Raw genomic sequence first — 23,048 nt, 5'->3', positions numbered from 1 at the left:
TTCCTCTCGATGTCGGTGCTCATCAGTACGATTGGTCCCATGACGGACACCAAAGTAATTGAGAATCCGGGGACCAAATTCACCCAGGTGCTGGACGCGGCTGCAAAGTTGCCCGGTGTTCGGATCAATCGAGCGGCGTATCTGCGTGCCTCACTGAAGCGGTACTGCACTGCCGAACAAATCGAGCTTGCCGTTAACGAGAGTCCAGCTGCCGCAGGGATACCGCTTTCGATTGTCACACAGGCCGCGAACACGTCAATCAAGTACGAGACTTCAAAGGTGACCGGGCTATCCACAGTTGCAGGGATACCTGGTGGTCTCGCAATGATTGGCACTGTGCCAGCCGATCTTGTTCAGTACATGGGCCATATGCTGCGTATTGCACAAAAGCTTGCGTACCTGTACAGCTGGCCTGATCTCTTTGCCGAGGGTGAGGAAATCGATGAGGCGACAGAGAGTGTTCTGACCCTTTTCGTTGGTGTCATGTTCGGTGTCCAGATTGCTCAGGGAGGAGTGGCAAAAGTCGCCGGAATGATTGCCGCGAATGTAGCTAAAAAGCTGCCTCAACAGGCGCTCACCAAGGGCCTCATCTATCCCGTGGTCAAGAAAGTCGCGGGATACATCGGCGTCAGCATGACAAAGAAGCTGTTTGCGAGTGGCGTTGCTAAGGCCATCCCGATCGTGGGTGCCGTTCTCTCGGGCGGCCTCACCCTCGCCACGTTCCTTCCAATGTCGAAGCGACTTCAGAAGCATCTGGCAAGTTTGGAATTGACGAAGCCCGGCCACCGTAACGAAGACACTACGGTGATCGATTTAGAAGTCGTTGACGATTCACCCCAGGACGAGCTTGTTGTAGCGCAAGACGAGTCCCCTGAGCACAATGATGAACAGACCGAAAACGCCTGACTACACAGCCAGCGAACCCCGGTGAAAATGCCTTCGCGTGCGGTGCCATCACACCACTCGACATAACGGTAGCGCCGCGGCAGTGAACGCCTGAGCCTGCTGGCCGACGAGGAGTCTCGTCTCGCATGAAGCTTGAATCGCGGCCTGCTCGATCGCGGCGACAGCCGCGTCGAGTTCGTCAGCGGTTCGTGCTGAGACCGAGATGAGTCCTGTGTAACGCAAGATTCCGTGTCCCGCGGTGAGGTCGGCTTCCTGCTGGAGCACATCCTGAAACTCGGCGGTCTGCGAGGCATCCTCGATCTGACCGATGCGCTGGCGCTGGGCCGCGTCTGAGATGTACTCTGTCTTCTTCTTGCGGATATCGCGCGCCGCCTGGTCCGAGCGCATCGGGGTGCAAAGCAGCGAGAAGGACCGCTGGATCCCGCTCGACAAGAGCACCGGTGCTAAGAACCCGGGGTAGACCACCGAGCGGGGCCATTCCGAGATCCACAACACTGCGTGGAAGGCCGAGTCTGTGCGCAGCCTTGACCACGACTCGTTCACGGCGACGGGCCCCGCGGTGGCAAGCGACTGGCCGAGTTCACCGTGGCGTTCGAGTGTCGCTGCGATCGCAGGGTCATACGCGGAACGTAGGATCACAGCGATCTCGCCGCACGACAGCCAATCCGACGGAGCGAGGTCTGCTGATCGCAGCGCCGCAACCAGCGTGGACATCTCTTGGCGGAGAACAGCCGCAGCGCCGCGGATTCCGCCACCGGCAGTGCGGATCTGCCGTGCCGCTCCTTGCATGTCGAGCGAGAGGGAAAGTGTCGTGGCGTGGCGCTCTCCGGCGGGCCCGGCGCGTTCAATCAGTTCGGCATACGTTGTTGACGCCCACGAACCGTCGGCACTGCCGTGTGACGCCCACCATTCTGCGAGTCCGGTGCCGGAGTCTGGCAGTGTGCGCTCAAGCACTTGCAGCATCGAGAGTCGACCGGATCGGCACACGGTCGCAAGCACACGCCCCCAAGAACTGACGCGCCGCTCCTGCTCGCCAGGATCGAGGAGCACGAATGCTGGGTGTGAAACCGCAACGATGGCGGTGAGAGTGCTCGCGGTCGGGTCATGAACCATCCCGGCGCCCGTGATCGGATCCTCATACTCACGCAGCCGCGCCATGTCGCCGGGCAGCGCGAGCGAACCCTCAGGCCGTGGCCTCACAACGCGTCGCCGATAGAGTAACTGGCCACCGGAGGTCTTCCAGAGCCACCAGAAAATGACGGGAATCCATTCGACGATCGCCCGTCCAGAGATCCGGATCCAGGCCGTCGCTGCGGCGGAGAGCCACACGGGTGCCGAGAACGCGATGAACATGCCGCCTCCGGCGTAGAACGCCCACACCAGTGATCCGACGCCAAGTCCGAGGGCGATCAGCTGCGAGAGCGACAGGCCAAGCAGAACGCCCCGTCGCGTCAGCCGAGAGAACTTCACCGGGACGAGATCACCGGCTCGCTGATCGTTATATGTCTTCGACATGGTGGGTTATTCCTTCCCGGTCGAGTGCGGCTGCGGAGGCTGGTGCCTGGGCGGTGCAGGGTCCGATCGAGGCGTGGGAGGCTGAGGCGTTGAAGGGTGTGCAGCTGGAGCTGCGTCCGATCCATCCGCACCAGCGGCCGCCGATTCGGCCGTCCCGCCAACAGCGCCTCCGAGCTGAGGTCCGGCAGTAGCGGCACCTTTGACGACCTCCGCGCCGATGACGACCGCTGCCGCGGGGCCAGCCGCCGCGGCAGCACCGCTGGCCCCCGCGCCAGATCCTGTGCCCGCACCGGCAGCTGAAGCAGAGGTGCGGGGCGCACCGGTTGCTGCGGGACTGGCGTTCGGCGTCGCACCGCCGCCGGAGCCACCATCGAGCACCTTCTTGACTCCGTCGCTCTGCGGTTTCGACGGCACCGGCACGGGCCGGTTCACGGCGCTCTTTGCTTCTTGCTCGCTTCCCATCGCGTGGTAAAGATCGAAGCCGAGGAACGAGATGAACCGGTAGACCATGTATGGCGCGAAGGCTGCAATGAATAGCAGCACGATGCCTGAGATCGGTTCAGTCACGGAAGACAAATCGGCCTCAATCGGCGTTGAGACCTGAGTGATCGCGATGAGGAACACGACGACGAGGACGAGCTTGGAGATGATGAGCGCGACAACGAACGCGGCCCATTTACCGATCCATCCGCGGGTGACATCCCAGGCCGCTCCAGCGAATGCGATGGGTGCGAGCACGATCGCAACGAGCAACAACGCTTTACGGATCAGGAGCGAGAACCAGACAATCGCGACCGCACAGATCATCAGCCCGGCGAGGAAGATCGTAACGATCGCGCCGACGCCTGGAGCCGCGATGTTGATTGTGGTGAGCCCGGCGGTGAGGAGGGCGATCTTGTCACCCATGGTTTCAGTGGTCTCGCCTGCGGCCTGAACGACCCCGATGCACAACTGATCCACAATCTCCAGAGCAGTTGCCGTCAACGTGATGACGACGAAGGAGCCGAGAACGGCTTTGGCTGCGCCGAGTGCTGCGCGGGAGAGCGCGGCGGGCTCGCGTCTGATGAGGCCGAGGACGAGTTGGAAGCAGAAGAACAACAAGACGATGAAGACACCGATGCCAAAGAGCAGGTTGTAGACATCGAGGTAACCCTCTGATTGGACGTCCACGAGAGTCGTGCTGTCGAAGACAGTCCACATGGCTTCGATGAGCCAGCCCGCGGCTTGACCCATCGTGGAGGCGAGCCAGTCGAAAGGCGCCGACACCAGAGTCGCGGCGCCTTCACCGACGGCATCGCAGACGTTGGATATGACGGGGATATCGCAGACACTCATCGCAGGCTTCCCTGAAGTAGTGGATGGGTGAGCCTCAGACCTGCTGTCCGACGTTCCAGAAGAAATTGATCAGGGTCACGGATGCGCCGCAGATGACTGCCGCACCACACGAGATGAGTACACCGAGCTTGCCGCGACCCGCGAGGTGCGGGTTCGACGAGTTCGATCCGAATCCCCACACGATCGCGGAGATGATCAGCGCGAGTACGGAAAGGATGAGCCCGACGGTCATGACGGCTCCGACGATGGTCCGCAACTGCGCGATCCCCGGCAGGCCGGAGTCATTCGGTGTGATGTCGATGTCCATCGGCAGGACTGCGGCGATGGTCGTGATGAGTTCAAACACGATGGCTCCTTTTGCGTGAACACCGCCGACGGCGGCAGACGAAACATTGTCGAGAGCCAGGTGCACAGCCCGTTCCCGTTCGCCGGAATGCGGCAGAGCGCTACAACTGCTCGCCCAAATGAATGAGCCAGTTCAGCCAGGTCACGCCGCCACCTGCGAGGATCGCGGCGCCCAGAGCTACGAAGACCCCCGCGCGTGCCTTAGTAGCGACCGCGGGGTTGCCGTTGGAGGTCGAGATTGCCCAGATGATTGCGCTGACGATGATCATGAGGACGGCAACGATGAGGATGATCGTGAGCATCGCTCCGATGACAACCTTGAGATCACCGATGCCGCTCATGCTGCCGAAGTCTGGAAATACATTCATGACGTGCCTCCTGTCATCGCAGAACATCCAGCACCAGCAGTCGCCTCTGGGAGATCAGCGGCGTCGTGATCGTTGAGCCATTTCGCCGCATCGATCGCCTCCGCATAGGTGCCGCCTGGACGGACTTCAAAATGCAAATGTGGTCCGGTTGAACGCCCCGATGAACCGACATCACCGATGTGCTGACCGGCGATGACACGGTCTCCGACGGTGACGTGGATGCCGGTTTGCCACATGTGCGCGTACGCGGTGGCGACGGTAGTGCTGTCGATGTGGTGTTCGATGACGATCAGCCCGCCCCAACCACCGGAGAACTCTGCGACGGTCACCACTCCATCCGCTGCGGCGAGAATGGGTGTCCCGTCGGCCGCGGCAAGATCGGTGCCGGTATGGAAGGCGCTTTCGCCGGTTATGGGGTCAATACGCGGCCCGAAGTCGCCGGTATGAACCCAGGACCCTTCCGGCAGTGGAAATACGACACGGGAGGATCTCGCTACTGCGTCAGGTGATGACGGTGATGTCGTTGGCGGAGTCGTCGTTGAGGGTGCGGTCGTCGTCGACGTTGAGGCGCCGATCGTGAGCGTTGCGAGAATCTTCTCGGCAACGGGTTCGTAATTGTTGTACCGATCCGGGTACGCAGACACCTCGACAGCTTGTGCTACTTCGCCCTTGCCCATGCTCTGCCAGCCGGGGATATCGAGCAGGCCGCGAGGCGACGGATAGTTAGGCCCCGACGGCCCTCCGAAGAAAGCGGCAGCCTGATATTCGGGGTCCATCAGGCCAGCGACAGATCCCCACCCCGATTGCGGGCGCATCTGAAAGAGGCCGAGCGAGTCGTGATCGGATCCATTTCCATCGTTTGGGTAGTCCCCGGATTCTGGGTAGGTTCCCGTGTTCGCGAGTTGCCGCAGCGTTGACTCGGTGAGGGCGGCCATGAGCGCGATCTGCACGCCATCGCGTGTGACACCTTCGATGCCTGAGCCCACGGTGATGATCGTTGCGGCATGCGTCAGCTGTTGCTTGTTGAGCGTGAACGTCTCCCCATTTGCAGTTGTCACCACGAGAGAGTCCGGCACGTTACCGAGTGTGAGACTTGACGATGAGAGGCACGCAATAGCGGCGGGATTCATCACGAGACCGATGGTGACGAGCCCCAGTGTTGGTGCGAGGAACATGAGCGCGACGACTGCGATCGCGAGTTTCTTCATCATGAGCCGGGCTTCCTACCGCAGCGGATTATTCAGCTGTGAAAGCCGCAAGACATGGCAGGTGTCTTTGGGCGGGCAGGCGATGAAAATAGTGAAAGCGACCTGTTGGTCGGCACTGACCGGGTCACCATTCCAGTCGCCGGAGCGATGGCGGGTTCCCTCGATCGTGAACGCGGTGGCACCTTCGGGGAGCTGGCCTCGTTGAGCTTGCGCGAGCGCATCGGCCCAAGCATCCGGCACGTATACGGACGAAACTTCTAAGCTCTGCCTTGTTGCGTACAGTCGCAATTGCACCCACGCATCGTGGGTGGGTAGGTACGTCGCGATGTCGGCTGCGAGCCCGGGCTGTTCGGTGCCGGTGGGGTCACCGACATCGAGGACGACGTCGGTGTAGTCCAGCGGCAGGAATCCGCTGCCGGTGTCCCACGTAAAGAGCGCCGTCGCGACCTTGCGCGCGAAGGTTTCCGGATCGGTGCTGGATGGGATGGCAGGGATCTGACGAGCTGTGGTCTCTGGTGCATGCCAGGGCTCTGTGGTTTGCTCAGCGCTCGACAAAGTTGGATCGGGTGACTCGCTGGGCACGCGGGATCCTGCGATGAGCCCATAGACACCAATGCCCGAGACGAGGAGCACCACCACGGAGGTGGCGAAGAGGGCCACAAGGGTGCGGCGTGAACGGGGCGCGGTCAGAAGCTTCATGCCTGGAAGGTGCGCAGCGTCGGCCGCGCATTAGATCGCTCGGAGGTTCCTTATCTCCTTTGGCTGCTCAGCGGTATCAACGTTGGTATCGAGTGCTGTTCGGAGTCGCTCCGCGAAGTCTGAGGTTGCATCCACTGCCCGCAAGAACAACTCGACTTCAGCAGCACTCAGTTTGAGAGCGAGGTCGTCGACATCAAAGTGACGCCACCACCCATCGAGCTCAGTCCAGGTAACAACGAACGCGCGAACTGGCCACGGCTCGTCGTCGTCCGCACGATTCGTCTGCGGACTCGGCGAAGAGCGGCGCTTGGTGCGCGGCGTGCTCTTGAGACGCGCCAGAGCTTCTTCCGCCAGCTTCGCGACATCTTCCTCAGGTGCATCGTCGTCCGCCTCCGCGACAAGCTGGCGGGCCCGCAGATAACTCGGGTGTACCGGTCCGCCTGAACCGATGAGTTCGAGCTCGGCGGCAACTCCCACACGAACTGTCTCTGATTGGTCTTGGTCCTCAGCGATCTGCTGCAGGTAGTTGATCTTCTCGAGCGTGGTGTGTGAAGCACCATCGGGGATCATCGCAGCGGCCTGGGCGCGAGATTGTCCCGGTGATTCTGACGGTGGCGCAAAATTTGCTGCACCGTCACTTCCCGGCTGATTTTCGCTGCTGAAACGCGACGCTTCCTGCCGACGAGCAGCATCTTCAGTCATCAGCGCCTTGATCTCCCGATAGAGCGCTGCACCCTCCAGTTGGGTGAGCGGCTTGTGCAGCATGTTGTCATCTTGTTCAGCAAGCAGGTGCGCGAGATCTCCCGAGATACCTGAACGCACCCAAACCTTGACGTGCTGCCAGCCGAGCTGCTTGATCGCGGCCAATCGTCGCGCACCGCATACCAGGATCCCGTCGGGCGTGACCGTGATCGGCTGGAGCAAACCATCACGCTCAATCGAGGCAGCGAGCGAGTCGAGGTCGCCGAGCCCAGTGCGGTGACGGCGCCCAACGCGGATCGATTCGACGGCACGGTCCAACTCGATGTGTCCGCCGTCCCGACTCATTGGTTGCTCCCGTGGGTAGGGACCGACATCGCGATAGCCGTGACCAGGTCATCGTCGCTGAGGAGTGTTGCGAGCGCTTCACCGACGAGTATTCGAAGAAGGATGCCCCGTCCGGTGCTCGTCGCGCGATACGCGGGATGGGGGTGCCCGAGCAACACTTGCAATAGCGCCGACCAAGAGTCGGCGGGCAAATCGAGCAGTGCCCGGGCGTGCTTGTCTCGACGCAGCAGTTCGTACGCACTCTGTCGAGACCCGGCACGTGCCACCGCGCTGCAAACGTGTTCGATCGCGGTACGGGCAGTGCTTTCGGGCCAGCCCAACGTTGTAAACAGGGTGATCGACGCGTCGATTGCGCGGCGAGCAGTGTCAACATCGCGGGTAACGTCGGGGTCATCGTCTTCAGCGACCGAGTACCGATCCACCACGTGAAATGCCGGGTGATAATCGGCCAGTGGGTTCTCTCGGTCGGCAAAACGCTCCGGGTCATGAAACGCTGAAATATGGGGTCGACGTGCTTGATGGGTCGCGCAGAGCAATCCCTGTCCCCGCTCTTCAGCGATGCAGGTGACTTGAACACCGCGAGTTACCACGGCCCAAGGATCAATCGCCTCACGAGCGGATCGCGTCCTCATAACGTCGAAGGCTGCCGACGCTGCCTCCCAAGGATCGAGGCCATGCTTGCGAGCCAACGCCGCGTACTTTTCTGCGGCAAATGCGGCGAGGTCAGCGGCGACGCGGTCGTGCTTCCAGGCATGTGAACCCGAGCGGTGCAGCCGATGCAGGAGGGCGCGGAGCCCTTCGCTGGTCGTGTAGTCCTCGCGAGGTTGTGATGCAGAGTGGCTTGAATTGGTCATGGTGTGGGAACCTCCTGACAAGCAGGTGCGCGCCCGCTCCCCAGCGGGTTCTTAGGTGTCCGTGAAGTGCCCATGAGAGGTCAAGACCAACGATCAGTGCGTCCCGATCGCGCCTCGTTCAGCACCATGACGGTAATTGCCATGGCCGAACGCGGATAACGGTGGGAGGTGCCGGGCCCGGTCTGCGATGCCGCGGGCGCTCGCCGCAGTCACTTCAAACGTGCGGCGCCGGAGTTCGGTTTGGAAGTTGATCCCCGCCCCAGCGAGGCGCGAACTCCCGCGTGCAATCAGGTCTGTTGGTCGAACCCATTCGACTCCTCGGCCTCGGTAGACCGTGGGATCAATCCCCGCACGCGTGCGTCGACGCTGAACGCTCGCAGCCTCGACAGCGTCTGGCAAGAGATAATCGTCTGCCACATGACGATCGGCACTGACAGTCAAAGCTTCCTTCTCTATCTCGTTCATTTCGGCTCCTCCTCGGATGTTGTTGCGGGGGAGGGCTTAAGGCCCTCAACGGTGAGCGGGATGCTGGCGAACCAGCGCCCCACGGTGGAAGGGTGCACATTCAGTTCGCGTGCGATGGCCTTGTTCGACCAACCGGCATCGCGCAACGTCATCGCAGAGTCTTGGGGTGAGGCATGAACGGTTGATGCCTCAGTGCGTTCGGAATTTTCAGTAGTCGCGGGAGTCCGGATCAGGAGCACGGTGAGATGCGTGATCGCCAGCAAGACCACGGGTGGAACTGCGGCGACCGCAGCGGCAAGAAGGCGCGGCACATCGGCATCCGCGGCGACTACGGCATGGATTGAATTCGCCGTGACCGACACGGCTGCCGCACCAGCGAGTAATGTCCAGGGGTACCAGGCGGCGCGGGCTCCTGCCAGCGCGACGACGGCGACGGTCGAGACGACGATGGCTCCGTCAACAATCAGTGGCCATGCCCATGCTTGGCCATCACCAATTCCAGACCGTGCGGCAAGGTCTGCGAGCGAGGTGAACGACAGCCAGAAGGCTCCGGCGGCAATGAAGACGGTGCCTGCCACAGCTGTCGAAACTGCCCACCGTCGTCCGTTGAAGTCACTCATGACAGCGCCCGAAAGGTCGATGAAGGCGGCGGTCGGTCGTGTGAAGTTGGTGCGCTGACTCGTGTCGACTGCTGCGGCAGGGCGCCCTGCACCGCTCGGTAAGCTGACTGCACTGTCGTCGTAGTTTCGCGGTGGCTAAGGCCTGCCCGCTCAGCGGCGGGACTCAGCGCTTCGAGCGCTTCGACTGTCGGCACTCGCTGTTCAGCCATTTTGCAAGCGGCCCAGAAGAGTCCATGGTTGCGTTCGCCTTCGTGGCGCCGCGCAACCCAATCTGCGAGGCGCTGCACATCGACCGGCTGCTGTGCTGATCGCCCACTTTGATGCGCCTCGTTACGTTGCGGTGGATCAAGATAGTCGCGGAGTTGCTGCGAATCGAGCGCACGACCAGGTTCACGAGCCAACCGGAGTGTCTCGTATTGCCGTGATTGCCCGTCGAGCATGCGTAGCGAGGGAGGGACGATGACGTATCCGCCATCACCACGGAAATCGATCCCCGCCCGCGCAGATTGCCACGAGCGTTGTTCGATGTTCGGGTCTGCGGGGAAATAGAGATGTAGCCCACCGGATGGAGTCCTGACCGCAGCCTCCCAGCCGCTCAGCAATCCCGCGCGCCAGGCACCATCGAGAGCGTCGTAGCCGTTGACAGAACCGTGCACGTCTACATCGACGACAACGAGTCCAGAGGTTGTACCGGTCGGCATCCCGATATTTGCGGAGGGAATCGCACTCCACCAGCGACGAATCAGCTCGGGATCGCTGCGGGCCGAATTAAATCCGCCCGCAACGACGGGGCGTTTCGCACCTGCGGCACAGGGGAACACGGGGAAGCCGGAGTCGGCAAATGCGAGTGCGCCCTGTTCGAGCGGCATCCCGCGACCAACATGATCGAGCGTCGTGGTGAACGCTTTCGATGAACTCATCGCATTCCCCGGACGTCTGCCAGCGCCACCTGTTTTGGGGCAGCTGTAGCCGAAGGCGTATGTGAAGCGCTCGCACGCTGAGCTGCCGCGACGCTGCGATGCGTCGATTCCCGCTCGATACCCGGAGGGGTACCGTTGCCGGTCATGGGGGTGTCGAGTTGATCGAGAATCTTGATGGCGGTGGCACGTACTCTCTCACCGGTGGATTTGATCACGTCGACGGGTTCCTTCCCATCGACGTGTGCCGACCAAGAGGCGACGTAGGGGATTGTGTACTCCGAGGTGTCCATGCCATGCGCTGCGCCGATCATCAGTGCGACAGATTCTGCTTCGACCTCGCCGATGCCGCGGTGCAGTCGAGTATCGGCATTCTCAGGGTCGTGCATAAGCACGTGTCCCAACTCGTGCGCGAGCGTCTTCACTCTTGCTGCAGCATCCATGTCTGCGCGCACGAGCACGCTCTTCTCGGTGTAGTTCGTGACGCCATTCGCCCCGTGAATTGACGGTGTATCGGGCACATCGCCCAACGAGAATCCCGCGGCTTCAACCTGTTTCGCGAGCCCTTCCCAAAGCCCGGCGGGTGCTTCGCCCTCAAGCAGAGTCGGGGCGGGTAGCTCAGGAAGTGGACCGCCCGCGGTCTGAGAGGCATCCCACACGTAGGCCGGGCGAACGCCGATCATCTTTGATCGCACCGCCTCACCTGGCCGAGGTTTCTCGAACTTCTTTAGTCGCCTCCACGAATCTGCATTTGCTGGCGTGGCAGAAGCGAAGCGGCCGGTGACGGGCGCGAGGATCTGATACCCGGGTTGCCCCTTCTGCACTTGGCGGCCGAGATCTTGCCATTGCTTGTATCCGGCGACGTAGGTCGGCATCGGATCAGGCACAAGGCCCTGCTCGTGGGCCGCCTGATGCTGCACCCAGATCAGCAGTGTGTTGTTGAAAGAACGGCTTCGAAAGTTGGCCGCGAACGCCAAGGCCCGCTTCCAATCGTCACCAGATACGAGTTCTTCGACGGACCCCGCGAGCTTTTCGTGCAGCTCATCGAGCTTTGCGTCTCTGGCGGCTTGGCGATCCTCGATCGTGGCCATAACTGGATCTCCTCTCTGACGTGCCGCGCGGCGAACTCGTGCGGCAGTACATCTGAGAGGTGCGCGTGGGTGTCCGGATCGGCGACAGAGTAACCGGCTTTTGGCATGGTTGAAGCGCATGGTGCACCTCCTCGGCGCAGAGACGGGTGCACACTCAACACCCGTCGTTGAGCATGCCCAAAATCATGTGATCTACTGTCTAACATCACATTTGAGCATGCGCAACCCTTGATTTGAGCATGACCAAGAGGTACATTGATCATGCATAATCACCTCAAGAGGTGATGTTTGACAATCGACAAACCCATCCCGAAGGGAAGGGAACTATGCAACAGACCGAAGATCAGAACAAGGCCGCGGCCGAGCTTCTTGAGAAACGTCTGCGTCTGCTGCTCGACGTCAAAGCTGCCGAGACCGGCGCTGAACCGTCGTTTTCGGAGATCGCCGCATTCTTGAGAGAGCGCGGTACGAACCTGTCGCGATCCCGCTGGACCTACATGATCAACGGGCACCGAAAGGTCGATGACGCTGAGGTGTTTGCGGGGCTCGCCGAGTTCTTCGACGTTGACGTCGACTTCATCACCGGTGATAGCGATGCCTCAACGCCCGAGAAGGTGAAGGCCCAGATTGATCTTGTGCGCTCGATGCGGGCAGGAAAAGTGAAATCGTATGCGACGCGTACGCTTGGTGATCTTTCGCCGGAAACGCTTCGGGCGATCACCCAATTCTTGGATCAAGAGATGACACAGTAGGCGAGCGCCACCGGTGTCGCTCACAAGGCTGGCGCCGAGGATGCTTCCGAAGCAGATAGTGAGCACGCAGTGAATATCGAACGGACCGTAACGACCGCAGTCGCGAGCTTGCAGCTGGGCGAAAACTTCACGTTCGCCGCGCTCACCGATGCTGTGCAGCGGCAACGAGGGCGAGAGATCCGGGTTACTGAACTCGCGGAGCTAGGCGAAAACGACGGGCTTTGCGCGTTGCTGTTCTACGGCGAGGATCAAGACTTGATCCTCCACGCCCGTACAGACTCGGCCCTTCATAGCCAGCAGTTCGTGCTGCACGAATTCGCGCACATCATTCTTGGTCACTGTGATGGCGAGGGCTGCTCGCTCAAAGATGTCGTACACAACACACTGTTCCCCGACATTCCTGCTTCTCTACGCTCCCGTGTACTGGCGCGGAAGGACGTGGAATCAGAAGACGAGATCGCCGCTGAAAGCTTGGCTGATCGCCTGGCCGCGGGCATCCGCGGGTCGGCGTTTGCGGAGACGAGCTACACGGAGATATTCGGTTGATCCAAATGCTTGTCGCAGGCGTCATGTGGACGCTGGTCGCAAGCCTGCTCATTCTGCGGCGAGGGCGTGCCGACCGCAGTATTACTTACGCTGCGGTTGCCATCGCGCTTGCGATGACGCTCAATATCGACGACATCTACCTCGCGATCGATCCCGCACTGAGTGGAACGAACCTCGTCACCGTTGCGAGCGATGCTTTGCTCATGACGGGTCTCTTCTTTCTGGGCCGGGGCGTGATGAAGGCAGGAGACTACCGGCCCCAACTGGTCAAGATCGCCGTCGGGCTCCCGGCGCTCGTCGTTGCACTTACCTGCGTCGCCGTACTGTTCTTCTTCATCGACCGCGGCGAGACGACCACAGAGTTCATGCGTGATCTTGGCGCTCATCCCGCTGCTGCGATCTACTCGATTACCGTCTTCGCGTACTGCGGCATTGTTGTCGCCGCCATGCTCGCGCTGGCCGTGCGGCAGTTTCGGCTTGCTTCAGGCGTGCTTCGAGTGCCCGCGATGCTGCTGGCGGTCGGAGCTGGGTGCGGTATTGCACTGTGCGCCACCGTGATTATCATGGACGTCGCACACGGCACCGGCGCACTGAGTGTCATGTTTGCGGTTGATCTCGCATACGGGCCGCTCATGATCGCGACGTTCCTGTTTCTTTGTGCTGGCTTCATTGCGCAGCCTGCGATGCGCTCGCTCCGGCAGCGTCTGCGTGATGTGCAGACCGACGTGCTCGTCGCCCAGGTCGACCCGATCTGGCGTGATGCAACCAGCCTCAGGCCTGGTCTCAGCGGGAGCCACCTCACTCCGGGAATTCTCGAAGAATCCGAAGCGCGACTGCATCGCAACATTGTCGAGATACGTGACGCCATGATCGACCCACGGGTGACCTTCGCCATCGACGATGCCGACCGCACATTGCTCGAACGTGCTGAGGCCCACTTGTTGGGAGTGAAGGTGCCGAAGACGAACCGGCGCAAGGCCTCTGACGTTGAGGTCAAAGCGGAGTCGTCGTGAGAGTGGGGCTTACCCTCGGCGCTGGCGTCGCGCTGCTGGGCGCAGGTGCAGCCGCTCTTGGCTGGGCTATCGCCCGCAAGCTCACCGCGCCCGACGGCGTGCGAACCTTCAACCTCGTTGTTCGCGGCATTGAAGACGACGGTGGCGTGCGCTGGATTGTGCTCGACCGCACGCCAAACACCGCTGCACAAGGTGTCTACAATCTTTGGTTTGAACGAGGCGGTTGGGTGCAGCTCGGTAGCGAGATGCAGGCTCGCGGTCCAAACCGAATCGCCCGTGCGGTCACTGGGGCTTCTAACTACCTCAACGTTCAAGTGGGTGACAACGTCTCGTGGAGCGGCATCTACTTTGCTACTCCAGCGGATGCGGGGCTCGAAGCTCATGACATCATGATCTACACCCCGTCGGGGTACGCACCCGCATGGCGATTCGATGGCAGCTCGTCGACGTGGGCAATTCATATTCACGGTCTTGGCAGCTCCCGCGCAGGCACGCTTCGCGGCGTGCAAGTTGCGACGAATCTGGGGTACACGTCTCTCGTCGTGAGCTACCGTAACGACGGTGACGGCCCGACTAGCGGGGGCGGTGGCTCAACACTCGGAGCAACCGAGGTAGACGATGTCGAAGCAGCGATCAGTTATGCGGTTCGTCGTGGAGCTGAGCGGTTCGTGTTGTTTGGCTGGTCGATGGGCGCCGCGATTGCATTAGAGCTCGCGCATAGGTCGGACTACGCGCAGCTAGTCGCCGGTCTCGTGCTTGACTCGCCGGTGCTCGACTGGGTCGAGGTGATCAAAGCGAATTGTGCGCGAAGCGGTTTGCCCCCAGCAACAGGCCATCTTGCGATTCCGTGGTTGACGCTTGGCCCGCTTGCTCGGATGGTCGGGCTTCCGAACGGGATCCCGCTTCGGGAGTTTGATTGGGCGCAGCGCGCAAATGAACTCACCGTGCCAACGCTGATTCTTCATGGCAACCGCGACGATTCGGTTCCAGCAGCCCTCTCCGAAACGCTTCACGATCGACGTCCCGATCTCGTGGAGTTGAGAAGCTTCGGGGCAGGCCACACTCTGTCGTGGAATTCGGATCCGAACCGGTGGCGCACTGCCGTTAGCTGCTGGCTTTCGAATCACGTGTCAGCCTGACACTCACCTGAAGCTCCGTGGGGGACTCGCAAACCATACTCAACCGCTGCTCATTAGGGTTCGTATCGTGTGAGAAACTGCCGGGCAGTTTCTTCGATTGATTTGCCTGGAGCCTGTTTGTGTACATGACGATGCCATCGTGAGGGGTGCGACGTTCGGTTGCCGAACGTCCAAACATCTATGGTCCGACGACGTAACTCGTCGGACAGCCACGACACCTGATCGAGGTAGTTTCTTCTCTGAACTCCGCTGGGCGGGCTAACACCGTAGCCCAGGAGGACTGCTCCTGTCGCCTCTGCGTCGAGGATATCCAGAATCTGGCCCCTGCCGTTTGCCCAAACTGGGTCGTCCTTGATCTTCGGAAAGGTGTTGGTATTTGGAAGTTGTGCGGGATAGAGATTCGCCACGGTGAACGAAGCAAAGTTGAGTGCATTGCAGGCGAGTTCGACGCGACCCAATGTGAGCGCCCCGCTTCCCGCGGGCTCGCTGTGAAGCACCGCTAGGAGCCGTGGATTGCCAGTCGTCACAAGCAAATCTCTCGTTCACAAATCCGTGAACGGAGAGGGACGTTCATCATGCTTCCACTGCCCACTTCAGGGTAAAAATGTGCTGCCGGTCGTCGGTGCCTTTCAGTGCCTGTTCGATCATGTCGAGATATTCGTCGGCCTTGCTCCTGAGTCGGTCGCGCTCCATCTTGAATTCGTCGTACAGGTCGTCCGCTCGACGAGCGAGACGCTGTGCTTCTTTACGACATTTCAGTCGCGCGGTGAGATCCTCGGTCCGGCGCTCTTGCGCGAGGGCCTCAGCCCGGTCCTTCTCAAGCTTGCGCGTATCGGCGTCGTACTTCGCTTTATGGTCTTTCAGCCGTGATTCGATCAGGTCGCCTTGCTCAATGCTAAATTGTGCCGATCTGTTCTGTACCTCGCCGGTGAACGCCTCCGCCTGCTGGACGAGCGCGGGCTGAAGGTCACTGACTTCGATGTCTTCGGTACGTTCGATTCGAATGCAGGAGAGATCGAGGATCTGCTCAATTTGTTCGGCATCAAGCATCAGGCCGCTGTCCGATCGGCCTGCGGCGAGAATGTATGACTCGGTGACGGTGTCGTCGCCAGCTCGCGTAGTGAACGTGAGCAGTTCGGTAGTTAGCGTTCCGTGTTCCCCAACGAGGTCACGCACGGCGGATGCGACGCGCTCAGACTGATCGATCGAAAAGACGAGTGACCGCTCCGGAGTCTCCTCAGTGAGAGCGGACTGCACCACATACTGACCAAGATCGCTACCGTAACGGTACTGGTGCGCGCCAGGCTGTGGTTTCGACTTGAAGAAGTAGCGGCCAACGGGGATCCCGTTGGCTGGTGCTTCAGCAAGTGTGAAGTTGTAGCCATCGGCATCGAACGTGGCGAAGGGATCCAGCTCATGCCGCGTGACCTGCAGTAGCAACCGTTCAAAGGTGTTGAGCACTGCACCTTGCTGGGCGTCGTAACTCTTGAGCTTGTCCTGCACGTTCGGGTCGAGATTGTCGAAGACGCGGGCGCGGGCCGACTGCATCTCGTGGCTGATCTCGCTCTGGTATTCGCGTTCCAGCGCGTCGAACGCCGTGTTGATCTCGTCCGCCGTTTTGCATCGTTCGAGGATCTCAGCGATTCTCTTCTCAAAGTCGAGACCGTCCTCGATCGTCCCGAGTACTTCGTCTGAAGCGCCGAAGACTGACTTGAAGAGATTGAACTTCTCGTCCAGCAGTTCGAGGATGCGTTCTTCGGCGAGGTTTCCCTGATTCGAGAAATTCACGACGATGACATTGTGCTGCTGCCCGTATCGGTGCACACGGCCGATACGCTGTTCGACGCGCTGCGGGTTCCACGGCAGGTCGTAGTTGACCAACATCGAACAGAACTGCAGGTTGATGCCCTCCGCGGCGGCTTCGGTCGCGATCATGATCGTGCCGCGCTCTCGGAATTCATCGACGAGTGCCTTGCGGCGATCCGCTGAGGGGATGCCCGTAATGAGATCAGATCCCTCGTTGGCCTTCAACCATTCGCGGTAGGTCTCCGTTGCTTCAGGGGAATTGTTGGAACCGTTGAAGAGCACCAGACCGTCACCATGCCCCGACTCTCGCAACGAAGCGGCAAGATACTCCTGGGTCTTTGTGGAGTCGGTGAAAATGATTGCTTTCTGTGGTGCACCGATCTCTGCGAGCTTCGAGAAGCCCTGGTCGAGCGCATCCAGCAGCTTTACGGCCTTCTGGTTGACCGTGATCGACCGGGCAAGCTGTGCGTACGCGCGAAGCTCATCGACTTCCTCCGCCATCTCCTTGCGGGCGTCCTCGGCAACAGGTGACGGCGTCAGGCTGAAGAGTGTCGACTCAGTGTCTTCAATCTCCTCATCGGTCATATCTTCGTCGACGAGCCCCCCACGGTTGTCGCGCCGCCGACCGGACAGCATCTCAGCTTCGAGGCGGTTCGCGATGCCTTCTAGCGTCGAGGCAACTGCATAGGTCGATGACCCCAGCCGTTTACGGAGGATGAGGGCGGATAGGTGCCGTTGCGACTTGGCGAATGCGTAGAGGAACGGCCGCTGCAAGTACTCGTTGACTTTGTTGTAAAGATCTTGCTCCGCCTTCGATGGCATAAAGCCGAGGGTGAGTGGCATCCGCTCGGTGAATCGGATGTACTTCTGCGCGTCGCGTCGTAGGGTACGTTTCGCGATGTGTGAGATTCTCATCGCAAGGTCGTCATTGCCGTATTCCTCGGGGTGATCGACGTAGCGTTCCTTGAACCCCTCGATCGAGTGGAAAAACTCAGGGTCAAACACTGACACCAGGCCGAAGAGTTCCTCCAGTCGGTTCTGCAAGGGCGTGGCTGTGAGTAACAGCGATTTGCTTGCAGAGCCGATCACTTCCGACACAGCTTGTGCGATCTTTGCGTCGCCTTTCCAGAACGAGCGCAGTCGGTGTGCTTCGTCGGCAATCACCAGATCCCAATGGCGTGCCAGGTCGTCGACATTTCGCAGCACGAACTCATACGAGCAGATCAAGACGCTGCCCGCCAAGCCGGTTCCTGGTTTTAGCAGTTCGCGCTTGTTCTTCGCGTCGAGCAGCTTCGCCGGGATCGCAAACTTCTCATCAAGCTCCTGCTGCCACTGCTGGCGCAACGAGGATGGGGCAACGATCAGGATCCGCCGCTTCCGCTCTGCCCAATACTGGCAGAGCACGATTCCGGCTTCAATGGTCTTTCCCAACCCGACTTCATCGGCCAGGATGACGCCGGGCGATGACGATGTTTGAAGAGCGAACAGCGCCGCGTCGATTTGGTGCGGTTTTGGCTCCACTTGCGCATCAAACAGCAACCCGGCAAGACGCCCCACATGGTCAGACGCGTACGAACGTTCCAATTGGTGCGCGTAGAACTTCGCTTGGTGCGCGGTCAGCGGTGTCGCCATTTCCCCGCCCTACCGGTAGTCGCCTGCGAGGTCAGACTCGTACAAGGCCTTCGCGTCATGATGCTCGCGGATGGCTTGCCGTACCTGGTCCCGCTTCAAATCGAGCACGCGGTAGACGCCATTCGTTTCGGCGACAGACTCGACCCGTCGGAATTCGTCACCCCATTCTTCAACGAAGTCCGCGAGCCCGCGCAGCTTCGGCATCGCATCAGAGAGGTGATGCCCGTGCGGGTCGACGAGGTCGACGACGATGCCGTTTTGTCCTTGCGCGAAGAACACGAAATCAGGACGCAGTGACTTCCAATTTCGTGAAGGGTCCTTGTACGCGATCGCCAGTGATTCCTTCACGGCACGGTCAGGGTTACGCCACCATCCGACATACCCGCTGCGTCCAGACTCGACTGCGAGAACACGCTGTTCCCACCCGTTGAGTTCAACCGGGAATTCACCGCTGTCGGTGACCATGAGGTGATTCCGGTACGACGGAAGGTCCGTTTCGCTACCGTCAGCCTGTCGAATCTTCATCTCGGTCTGCCCGGTCTTCGGGCTCACAAGACTGATGCGTTCAGGCTCGGTCGACATGCCTTCGAGCCGTTCGTACTCTGCCTGTTTCTCGTCGCTGAGGTTCTTCCGATCGACTCGTGTGTCGGTCAGCCACGTGCGGGCAAGTCGTTCTGCTTCCGCTTCGACACTTGCGACGATGTCGGGCACCAATCCGATAGCTGCTACCTCGATGTATGCCTCAAGCAGGTCATCTTCGATTGCATCCTCGGGTACAAGGTAGTCGACGTACGACGAGCATAGTGCTGGGCTGAGATGACGCTCGGCCACCTTGTAAGCCTCCATGATCGCCCGCGGGTCAGCCGCAAGCTCAAAGGAAGAGTTCACCCAGAGCCCACCGCCCAGTCGGGCCCGCAGCTCCTCACCTGACATGGTCAGCACGTCGTCGCGCGCCCGATCCACCTGCGCTTTGTACTGCATTGCACGCGACTCGACCACGCGATCCAGCTCATCGTTCGATTTGCGGACGGCCTGGTCAATGACTTTGTCTTTGGTGAGGGCTGCGGCAAGCGCGGTGAACCGCTTGATCGGCTTGCTGCGATGCTTTGGAATAGTCACGGTCGGCAGCGACTCAAACTTTTCCCACACTTCGACTGGCAACTCTTCGTTGGGGTGCAGCAGCACCGGGTCGAACAGCACGCGGCGTCCTTCGCCGCCGCCGCTGTCGCCTTCATCGTCCTTCGATGTGGCACCGTGCATCAGCATCTCTGCGACGCGCTTCGCCGTGTCGCGATCGAAGTATGGGAGCATGCAGTCGACCGAGTTCAGCACCTCGTTGCCGGGGATGCGCCGCGCGAGGGGTGTGCGGATCATGCGGCCGAGCAGCTGGGTGATGTTCGTTGGGTCAGATGCGGGGCGGAACGACACCAACACCTCGGCACGCGGGCAATCCCACCCCGTTGAGATTGCGGACTTCGCGATCAGCACACGAATGTGCTTCGAATCCTGCACGCGCTGCGGTTCGATGTACGGCACGGTATAACCACCGAGCTTGAGATCTTGGTGCTCACCAAACACATTTGCAATCGCTTCGTTGCCCAGTCCAGGCCACGCCTCGAGGATCGTGTCGATCGTACTGACGAGTTTCTCGTCACTGGGTTTGTCGGCCATCTGCACGACTAACAACGGGACGACCGAATCGGCTTCCTCCTGCTCGCGTGTGTACTCGTCCCACGCGCGTCCAGCTTCACGAATCTTCTCGACGGCGCGACGAAGTAGTACGCCCTCAAAGGCACCCGTTTCAGCGGGAATGGTAAGAACGATGTCATCTTTGAGTAGGCCCGATGCCTGCACGAGCGCGGAATCAACCTGCACGCTCGGCAATGCAGAACGCCCAGTGACGGCTTTCATCGCCTGCTCGAACCGGTCGACCGTGGCCGAGATGCCGAACACGATCGGAATCGGTGGAACAACACCTTGCCCGTTGATGAGCCGCTGCACAATCGTCGCCCGATCACGCTGCGGTTTCATGCCCCGGTGTGCTTCATCAAGCACGAGGTACAGGGTGAGGTCTTTGTTCTCGATCGTGTTGATGAGAGTGTCGTAGATGTTCGACTGCATCTCATCCGGCGCAGGCGTCAACTCATCGAGCGTGGCAGTCGGATCAAGTTTTGCACCCGCCCCCTTCACCAAGTTTGAACTCTTGCTCAGCTTCTGCGTGTTCAAGAAATACACGTGACCCGGCTGGAACGACGTGTCACGGAAATCATTCGTGATCAGCTTGAGCCGCCAATCCAGCTCGCTCGACGCGGCCTGAATACGCGTACGCGACTGCTCATTCAACGAAGGATCGTCTGAGAACCACAGAACCACCGCACCTGGGTCCGCTGGGAAATCGAACTCATCAGAGCCCATCACAAGCGCCTCGATGACCGCAGCTGCCATCACTGTCTTACCCGCACCGGTCGTGGCCGATAGCGAGAACTGCGACAATGATCCGTAGCGATGGTACATATCTTTGGCTTGCACAAGGTTGCCTAGCACGTCCCCGACGGCTTCAGCTTGGTAGTCCTTGAGTGTGTACCGCATCAGAAACCTCGCCCCTGGTTAATCTCGAAGTTCTGTAGGTATGACTCGTACAGTCGAACGACGTTGAGGTTTGATACCAACTCTCGGCACACCATCTGGAACGCCGCATCGTCATCGGTCACTACGAAAACCGTGTGAACAGCTTCGGCACCGCGCATAGCGCCAAAGAAGCTTTCTGCGTCATCGATGTTTTCCAGGACCGCGTACACAGACGAGATGTCCCAGCCGCGATCGCCGAGGTCGTCAATAATGCGACCGGTAGCACCGGCTCGCAGCCACAGCATCGAGGCGATCCGCTCGAATGCTCGGTTGTGGCGCACTGAGAGAGGCGCCTCGTAAGTCAGTGTAAAGAACGCTGCGTTCTCTTCGAAGCCCTCAGCCATCGGGAATTCATCGGTGAACTTGTACTCACCCTTGATCGGCTCGCCATCAAAAGTCTTTCCCGTGATTGCTGCCCGGATGCGTGGCTTCGTGATGTAATCACAGATGCCCCAGCGTTCCCACTCTGCGTCACCAGGGCGCAGGCCTCGCTTACGAAGTTTGCCCTGCTCATCGGCGCTCACTTCGTTGTTCGTTATTGAGATGCACTGGCGGCGGCCCTGGTCCTGGCGGTTGAGTCGCATTACGGCATGGGCTGTAGTTCCAGAACCTGAGAAGAAGTCGAGAATAACCGCGTTGGGTTTCTCCTTGACAAAAAAGCGAAGAGAATCCTCCACCGCAAACAATGACTTAGGAAATGGGAACTTGCGATCAGGCATGAGCGCCTTAATCATGTTGGACCCATGCCGGCTGGCATCATGCGAAGGCACTCGCCAAGCTGTCCCGGGGATGAAGGACTGGAGCTCAGAATTACTTATCACCGAGCCATCAGCGCGCCTACCATGTATCTCATAGATGCCTTGAAGAACTTTCTTTTGCTCACCGGATTTTAAGTACGAGATTGTGTAGCCCTGTGTTGAAGAAGGTCGGCCCACACGAACGTAACCGTTCTCAATAAGCTCAAAGAGCGAGTCGCGTGAAACCTGCCACCTGCCTTCGCCTCCATCGTCATGGATCGGATACGCGGCGACAGTTCCTTCAGGTGCTTCTATCGAGCGCCTGCTGGTTCCAAGAGGAATCACTTCCCCTACGGAGTGGAATGTGCCATCAGCGACGTTCACAAATATCGGATAAAAGAGATTTGGTGAGTCAGTTCGATTCTTGCCAGTGCCAGTACGCTTAAGCATCGACCAAAGCATTTTAGTGGTGCGTTTGTCGTTTGGATTGACTCTCCAATCATCTGAGAGCTGGACCCGGCTTGTCGAGGAATCCCCAAACTGCACGACAAAGACATACTCGTCAGTTCTGGAGAATGAACCGGGGCGTGAACTACCAGCCGGATTGATGACGCTTGAGACCATCTGCTGCCGCCCTTCAGGAAATATCTGCTCCAGAAGCATTCCGAGCCGCAGATACTCCTTCTCGTCGATGGTGACGATGAGTACCGAGTCATCCGGGTTGAGTAGTTTGCGCGCGACAAGTAAACGGCGTTCCATGAATGCGAGCCACTTGGAGTGACGGTAGTCGTCGTCGCCCTCGACATAGTCGTTGTTGTACTTCCAGTCGCGCGACCCAGTGTTATAGGGAGGGTCGATGTAGATCGCGTCGACCTTGCCGCGGTGTGTGTAGGTGAGCATTTCCAGCGCGTGGAAGTTCTCGGCGTTGATGACGGTGTGGAAGGGCTTATCGCCGCCACGTTCGACGCGTCCCGTCTCGACTAGACCTGGGTAGATCTTGTCGTCGAATTCGGCAACCACCACAAGGTCTTCGGTCGGAGCGGTCATGCGCTCGGGAGCTTCCTGCACAAGCTCGATGAGTTGCGCGATTTGCTTTCCAGCGAAGTTGGACTCTATCGAATCGACTCGCCACATACGAGAGTCACCTTTTGTGGTCTCGCCGCGTGGCTGCAGAACGCGTACCTTTACGCCGCGTCGTATCGGCTGGCCGGGCAGCTCAACGGCCTCGGGTTGGTGGCGTTCGAAGACGAGGCCGAAGCTGCGTCGTTTCGTGAGCGCACTGAACTCCTTCTCAAGGTCGGCCCCGAGCTGGGCATCGGTGCCGCGCACCTGGCGGAGCAGGTCTGTGGGGTCTGATGCACGTTTAGGTGACATTCAACATGGCTAGTTTCTGCTGGCCTGGAAGGATGAACCTATGCCTCCTCG

General features: G+C 60.0%; 18 protein-coding genes and 1 pseudogene. 5 read left to right on the top strand and 14 right to left on the bottom strand.

Annotation, left to right across the window (positions count from 1 at the left end; genetic code table 11):
• The first annotated feature begins 39 nt into the window (after positions 1 to 39).
• Positions 40 to 906, top strand: a complete 867-nt coding sequence (locus tag AUL38_RS03880) for a hypothetical protein (RefSeq protein ID WP_059059491.1) — start codon at positions 40 to 42, stop codon at positions 904 to 906.
• A 48-nt stretch (positions 907 to 954) separates the two neighbouring features.
• On the opposite strand, the gene AUL38_RS03875 is transcribed toward AUL38_RS03880, so the two are convergent.
• The 11 genes and pseudogenes from AUL38_RS03875 to AUL38_RS03825 form a co-directional block, all read right to left on the bottom strand.
• A complete protein-coding gene (locus AUL38_RS03875; protein ID WP_059059385.1) occupies positions 955 to 2,421 on the bottom strand; it encodes an SCO6880 family protein in 1,467 nt (488 codons plus the stop codon).
• A gap of 6 nt (positions 2,422 to 2,427) precedes the next feature.
• A complete protein-coding gene (locus tag AUL38_RS03870) occupies positions 2,428 to 3,756 on the bottom strand; it encodes a hypothetical protein (RefSeq protein ID WP_059059384.1) in 1,329 nt (442 codons plus the stop codon).
• 34 nt (positions 3,757 to 3,790) lie between these two features.
• Positions 3,791 to 4,063 (bottom strand): DUF6112 family protein, encoded by a 273-nt coding sequence (locus AUL38_RS03865; RefSeq protein ID WP_245190222.1) that lies wholly within the window; start codon positions 4,061 to 4,063, stop codon positions 3,791 to 3,793.
• A gap of 139 nt (positions 4,064 to 4,202) precedes the next feature.
• Entirely contained in the window at positions 4,203 to 4,469 is a 267-nt protein-coding gene (locus AUL38_RS03860; RefSeq protein WP_059059383.1) for a DUF6112 family protein, read from the bottom strand.
• Between the two features lie 8 nt (positions 4,470 to 4,477).
• Positions 4,478 to 5,680: pseudogene (locus AUL38_RS03855) on the bottom strand (M23 family metallopeptidase); the annotation flags it as partial.
• Between the two features lie 12 nt (positions 5,681 to 5,692).
• A complete protein-coding gene (locus tag AUL38_RS03850) occupies positions 5,693 to 6,376 on the bottom strand; it encodes a hypothetical protein (RefSeq protein ID WP_059059381.1) in 684 nt (227 codons plus the stop codon).
• Between the two features lie 30 nt (positions 6,377 to 6,406).
• The gene (locus AUL38_RS03845; RefSeq protein ID WP_059059380.1) at positions 6,407 to 7,423 is read right to left on the bottom strand and encodes a ParB N-terminal domain-containing protein; all 1,017 of its coding nucleotides are present in this window, start codon (positions 7,421 to 7,423) and stop codon (positions 6,407 to 6,409) included.
• Positions 7,420 to 8,277, bottom strand: a complete 858-nt coding sequence (locus AUL38_RS03840; protein WP_059059379.1) for a hypothetical protein — start codon at positions 8,275 to 8,277, stop codon at positions 7,420 to 7,422. The genes AUL38_RS03845 and AUL38_RS03840 overlap by 4 nt, the downstream gene beginning before the upstream one ends.
• Positions 8,278 to 8,738: 461 nt before the next feature.
• Entirely contained in the window at positions 8,739 to 9,362 is a 624-nt protein-coding gene (locus AUL38_RS03835; RefSeq protein ID WP_059059378.1) for a DUF2637 domain-containing protein, read from the bottom strand.
• Positions 9,359 to 10,282 (bottom strand): bifunctional DNA primase/polymerase, encoded by a 924-nt coding sequence (locus tag AUL38_RS03830; protein ID WP_059059377.1) that lies wholly within the window; start codon positions 10,280 to 10,282, stop codon positions 9,359 to 9,361. The genes AUL38_RS03835 and AUL38_RS03830 overlap by 4 nt, the downstream gene beginning before the upstream one ends.
• On the bottom strand, positions 10,279 to 11,370 hold the full coding sequence (locus AUL38_RS03825; RefSeq protein ID WP_059059376.1) for an ArdC-like ssDNA-binding domain-containing protein: 1,092 nt from the start codon (positions 11,368 to 11,370) through the stop codon (positions 10,279 to 10,281). Before AUL38_RS03825 ends, AUL38_RS03830 begins: the two co-directional genes overlap by 4 nt.
• A 326-nt stretch (positions 11,371 to 11,696) precedes the next feature.
• Here AUL38_RS03825 and AUL38_RS03820 point away from each other — a divergent pair, with 326 nt between their 5' ends.
• The 4 genes from AUL38_RS03820 (at position 11,697) to AUL38_RS03805 (ending at position 14,820) form a co-directional block, all read left to right on the top strand.
• Positions 11,697 to 12,122, top strand: coding sequence for a hypothetical protein (locus AUL38_RS03820; protein ID WP_059059375.1), 426 nt, complete (start codon positions 11,697 to 11,699; stop codon positions 12,120 to 12,122).
• Positions 12,123 to 12,191: 69 nt separating this feature from the next.
• Positions 12,192 to 12,668, top strand: a complete 477-nt coding sequence (locus AUL38_RS03815; RefSeq protein WP_059059374.1) for a hypothetical protein — start codon at positions 12,192 to 12,194, stop codon at positions 12,666 to 12,668.
• 5 nt (positions 12,669 to 12,673) lie between these two features.
• Positions 12,674 to 13,681 (top strand): hypothetical protein, encoded by a 1,008-nt coding sequence (locus AUL38_RS03810; RefSeq protein ID WP_235590603.1) that lies wholly within the window; start codon positions 12,674 to 12,676, stop codon positions 13,679 to 13,681.
• The gene (locus AUL38_RS03805) at positions 13,678 to 14,820 is read left to right on the top strand and encodes an alpha/beta hydrolase (protein WP_235590595.1); all 1,143 of its coding nucleotides are present in this window, start codon (positions 13,678 to 13,680) and stop codon (positions 14,818 to 14,820) included. The genes AUL38_RS03810 and AUL38_RS03805 overlap by 4 nt, the downstream gene beginning before the upstream one ends.
• 573 nt (positions 14,821 to 15,393) lie before the next feature.
• Here AUL38_RS03805 and AUL38_RS03800 read toward each other — a convergent pair.
• From AUL38_RS03800 to AUL38_RS03790, 3 genes are read right to left on the bottom strand one after another with little or no spacing between them, the layout of a single operon-like run.
• Positions 15,394 to 18,258, bottom strand: coding sequence for an SNF2-related protein (locus AUL38_RS03800; protein WP_059059371.1), 2,865 nt, complete (start codon positions 18,256 to 18,258; stop codon positions 15,394 to 15,396).
• 9 nt (positions 18,259 to 18,267) lie between these two features.
• The gene (locus tag AUL38_RS03795; RefSeq protein WP_059059370.1) at positions 18,268 to 20,847 is read right to left on the bottom strand and encodes a DEAD/DEAH box helicase; all 2,580 of its coding nucleotides are present in this window, start codon (positions 20,845 to 20,847) and stop codon (positions 18,268 to 18,270) included.
• A complete protein-coding gene (locus AUL38_RS03790; protein WP_059059369.1) occupies positions 20,847 to 22,997 on the bottom strand; it encodes a site-specific DNA-methyltransferase in 2,151 nt (716 codons plus the stop codon). Before AUL38_RS03790 ends, AUL38_RS03795 begins: the two co-directional genes overlap by 1 nt.
• Positions 22,998 to 23,048: the final 51 nt, after the last annotated feature.

This window comes from Leucobacter sp. G161 (assembly GCF_001482305.1).
Lineage (GTDB): Bacteria > Actinomycetota > Actinomycetes > Actinomycetales > Microbacteriaceae > Leucobacter.
The sequence above is the reverse complement of the archived record's forward strand: the minus strand, read 5'-3'. Positions and strand labels throughout refer to the sequence as shown.

Excerpts from the sequence above, each read along its gene's own strand:
- AUL38_RS03880 (WP_059059491.1), top strand. The coding sequence starts at position 40 with ATGACGGACACCAAAGTAATTGAGAATCCGGGGACCAAATTCACCCAG.
- AUL38_RS03875 (WP_059059385.1), bottom strand. The coding sequence starts at position 2,421 with ATGTCGAAGACATATAACGATCAGCGAGCCGGTGATCTCGTCCCGGTG.
- AUL38_RS03870 (WP_059059384.1), bottom strand. The coding sequence starts at position 3,756 with ATGAGTGTCTGCGATATCCCCGTCATATCCAACGTCTGCGATGCCGTC.
- AUL38_RS03865 (WP_245190222.1), bottom strand. The coding sequence starts at position 4,063 with ATGGACATCGACATCACACCGAATGACTCCGGCCTGCCGGGGATCGCG.
- AUL38_RS03860 (WP_059059383.1), bottom strand. The coding sequence starts at position 4,469 with ATGAATGTATTTCCAGACTTCGGCAGCATGAGCGGCATCGGTGATCTC.
- AUL38_RS03850 (WP_059059381.1), bottom strand. The coding sequence starts at position 6,376 with ATGAAGCTTCTGACCGCGCCCCGTTCACGCCGCACCCTTGTGGCCCTC.
- AUL38_RS03845 (WP_059059380.1), bottom strand. The coding sequence starts at position 7,423 with ATGAGTCGGGACGGCGGACACATCGAGTTGGACCGTGCCGTCGAATCG.
- AUL38_RS03840 (WP_059059379.1), bottom strand. The coding sequence starts at position 8,277 with ATGACCAATTCAAGCCACTCTGCATCACAACCTCGCGAGGACTACACG.
- AUL38_RS03835 (WP_059059378.1), bottom strand. The coding sequence starts at position 9,362 with ATGAGTGACTTCAACGGACGACGGTGGGCAGTTTCGACAGCTGTGGCA.
- AUL38_RS03830 (WP_059059377.1), bottom strand. The coding sequence starts at position 10,282 with ATGAGTTCATCGAAAGCGTTCACCACGACGCTCGATCATGTTGGTCGC.
- AUL38_RS03825 (WP_059059376.1), bottom strand. The coding sequence starts at position 11,370 with ATGGCCACGATCGAGGATCGCCAAGCCGCCAGAGACGCAAAGCTCGAT.
- AUL38_RS03820 (WP_059059375.1), top strand. The coding sequence starts at position 11,697 with ATGCAACAGACCGAAGATCAGAACAAGGCCGCGGCCGAGCTTCTTGAG.
- AUL38_RS03810 (WP_235590603.1), top strand. The coding sequence starts at position 12,674 with ATGCTTGTCGCAGGCGTCATGTGGACGCTGGTCGCAAGCCTGCTCATT.
- AUL38_RS03800 (WP_059059371.1), bottom strand. The coding sequence starts at position 18,258 with ATGGCGACACCGCTGACCGCGCACCAAGCGAAGTTCTACGCGCACCAA.
- AUL38_RS03795 (WP_059059370.1), bottom strand. The coding sequence starts at position 20,847 with ATGCGGTACACACTCAAGGACTACCAAGCTGAAGCCGTCGGGGACGTG.
- AUL38_RS03790 (WP_059059369.1), bottom strand. The coding sequence starts at position 22,997 with ATGTCACCTAAACGTGCATCAGACCCCACAGACCTGCTCCGCCAGGTG.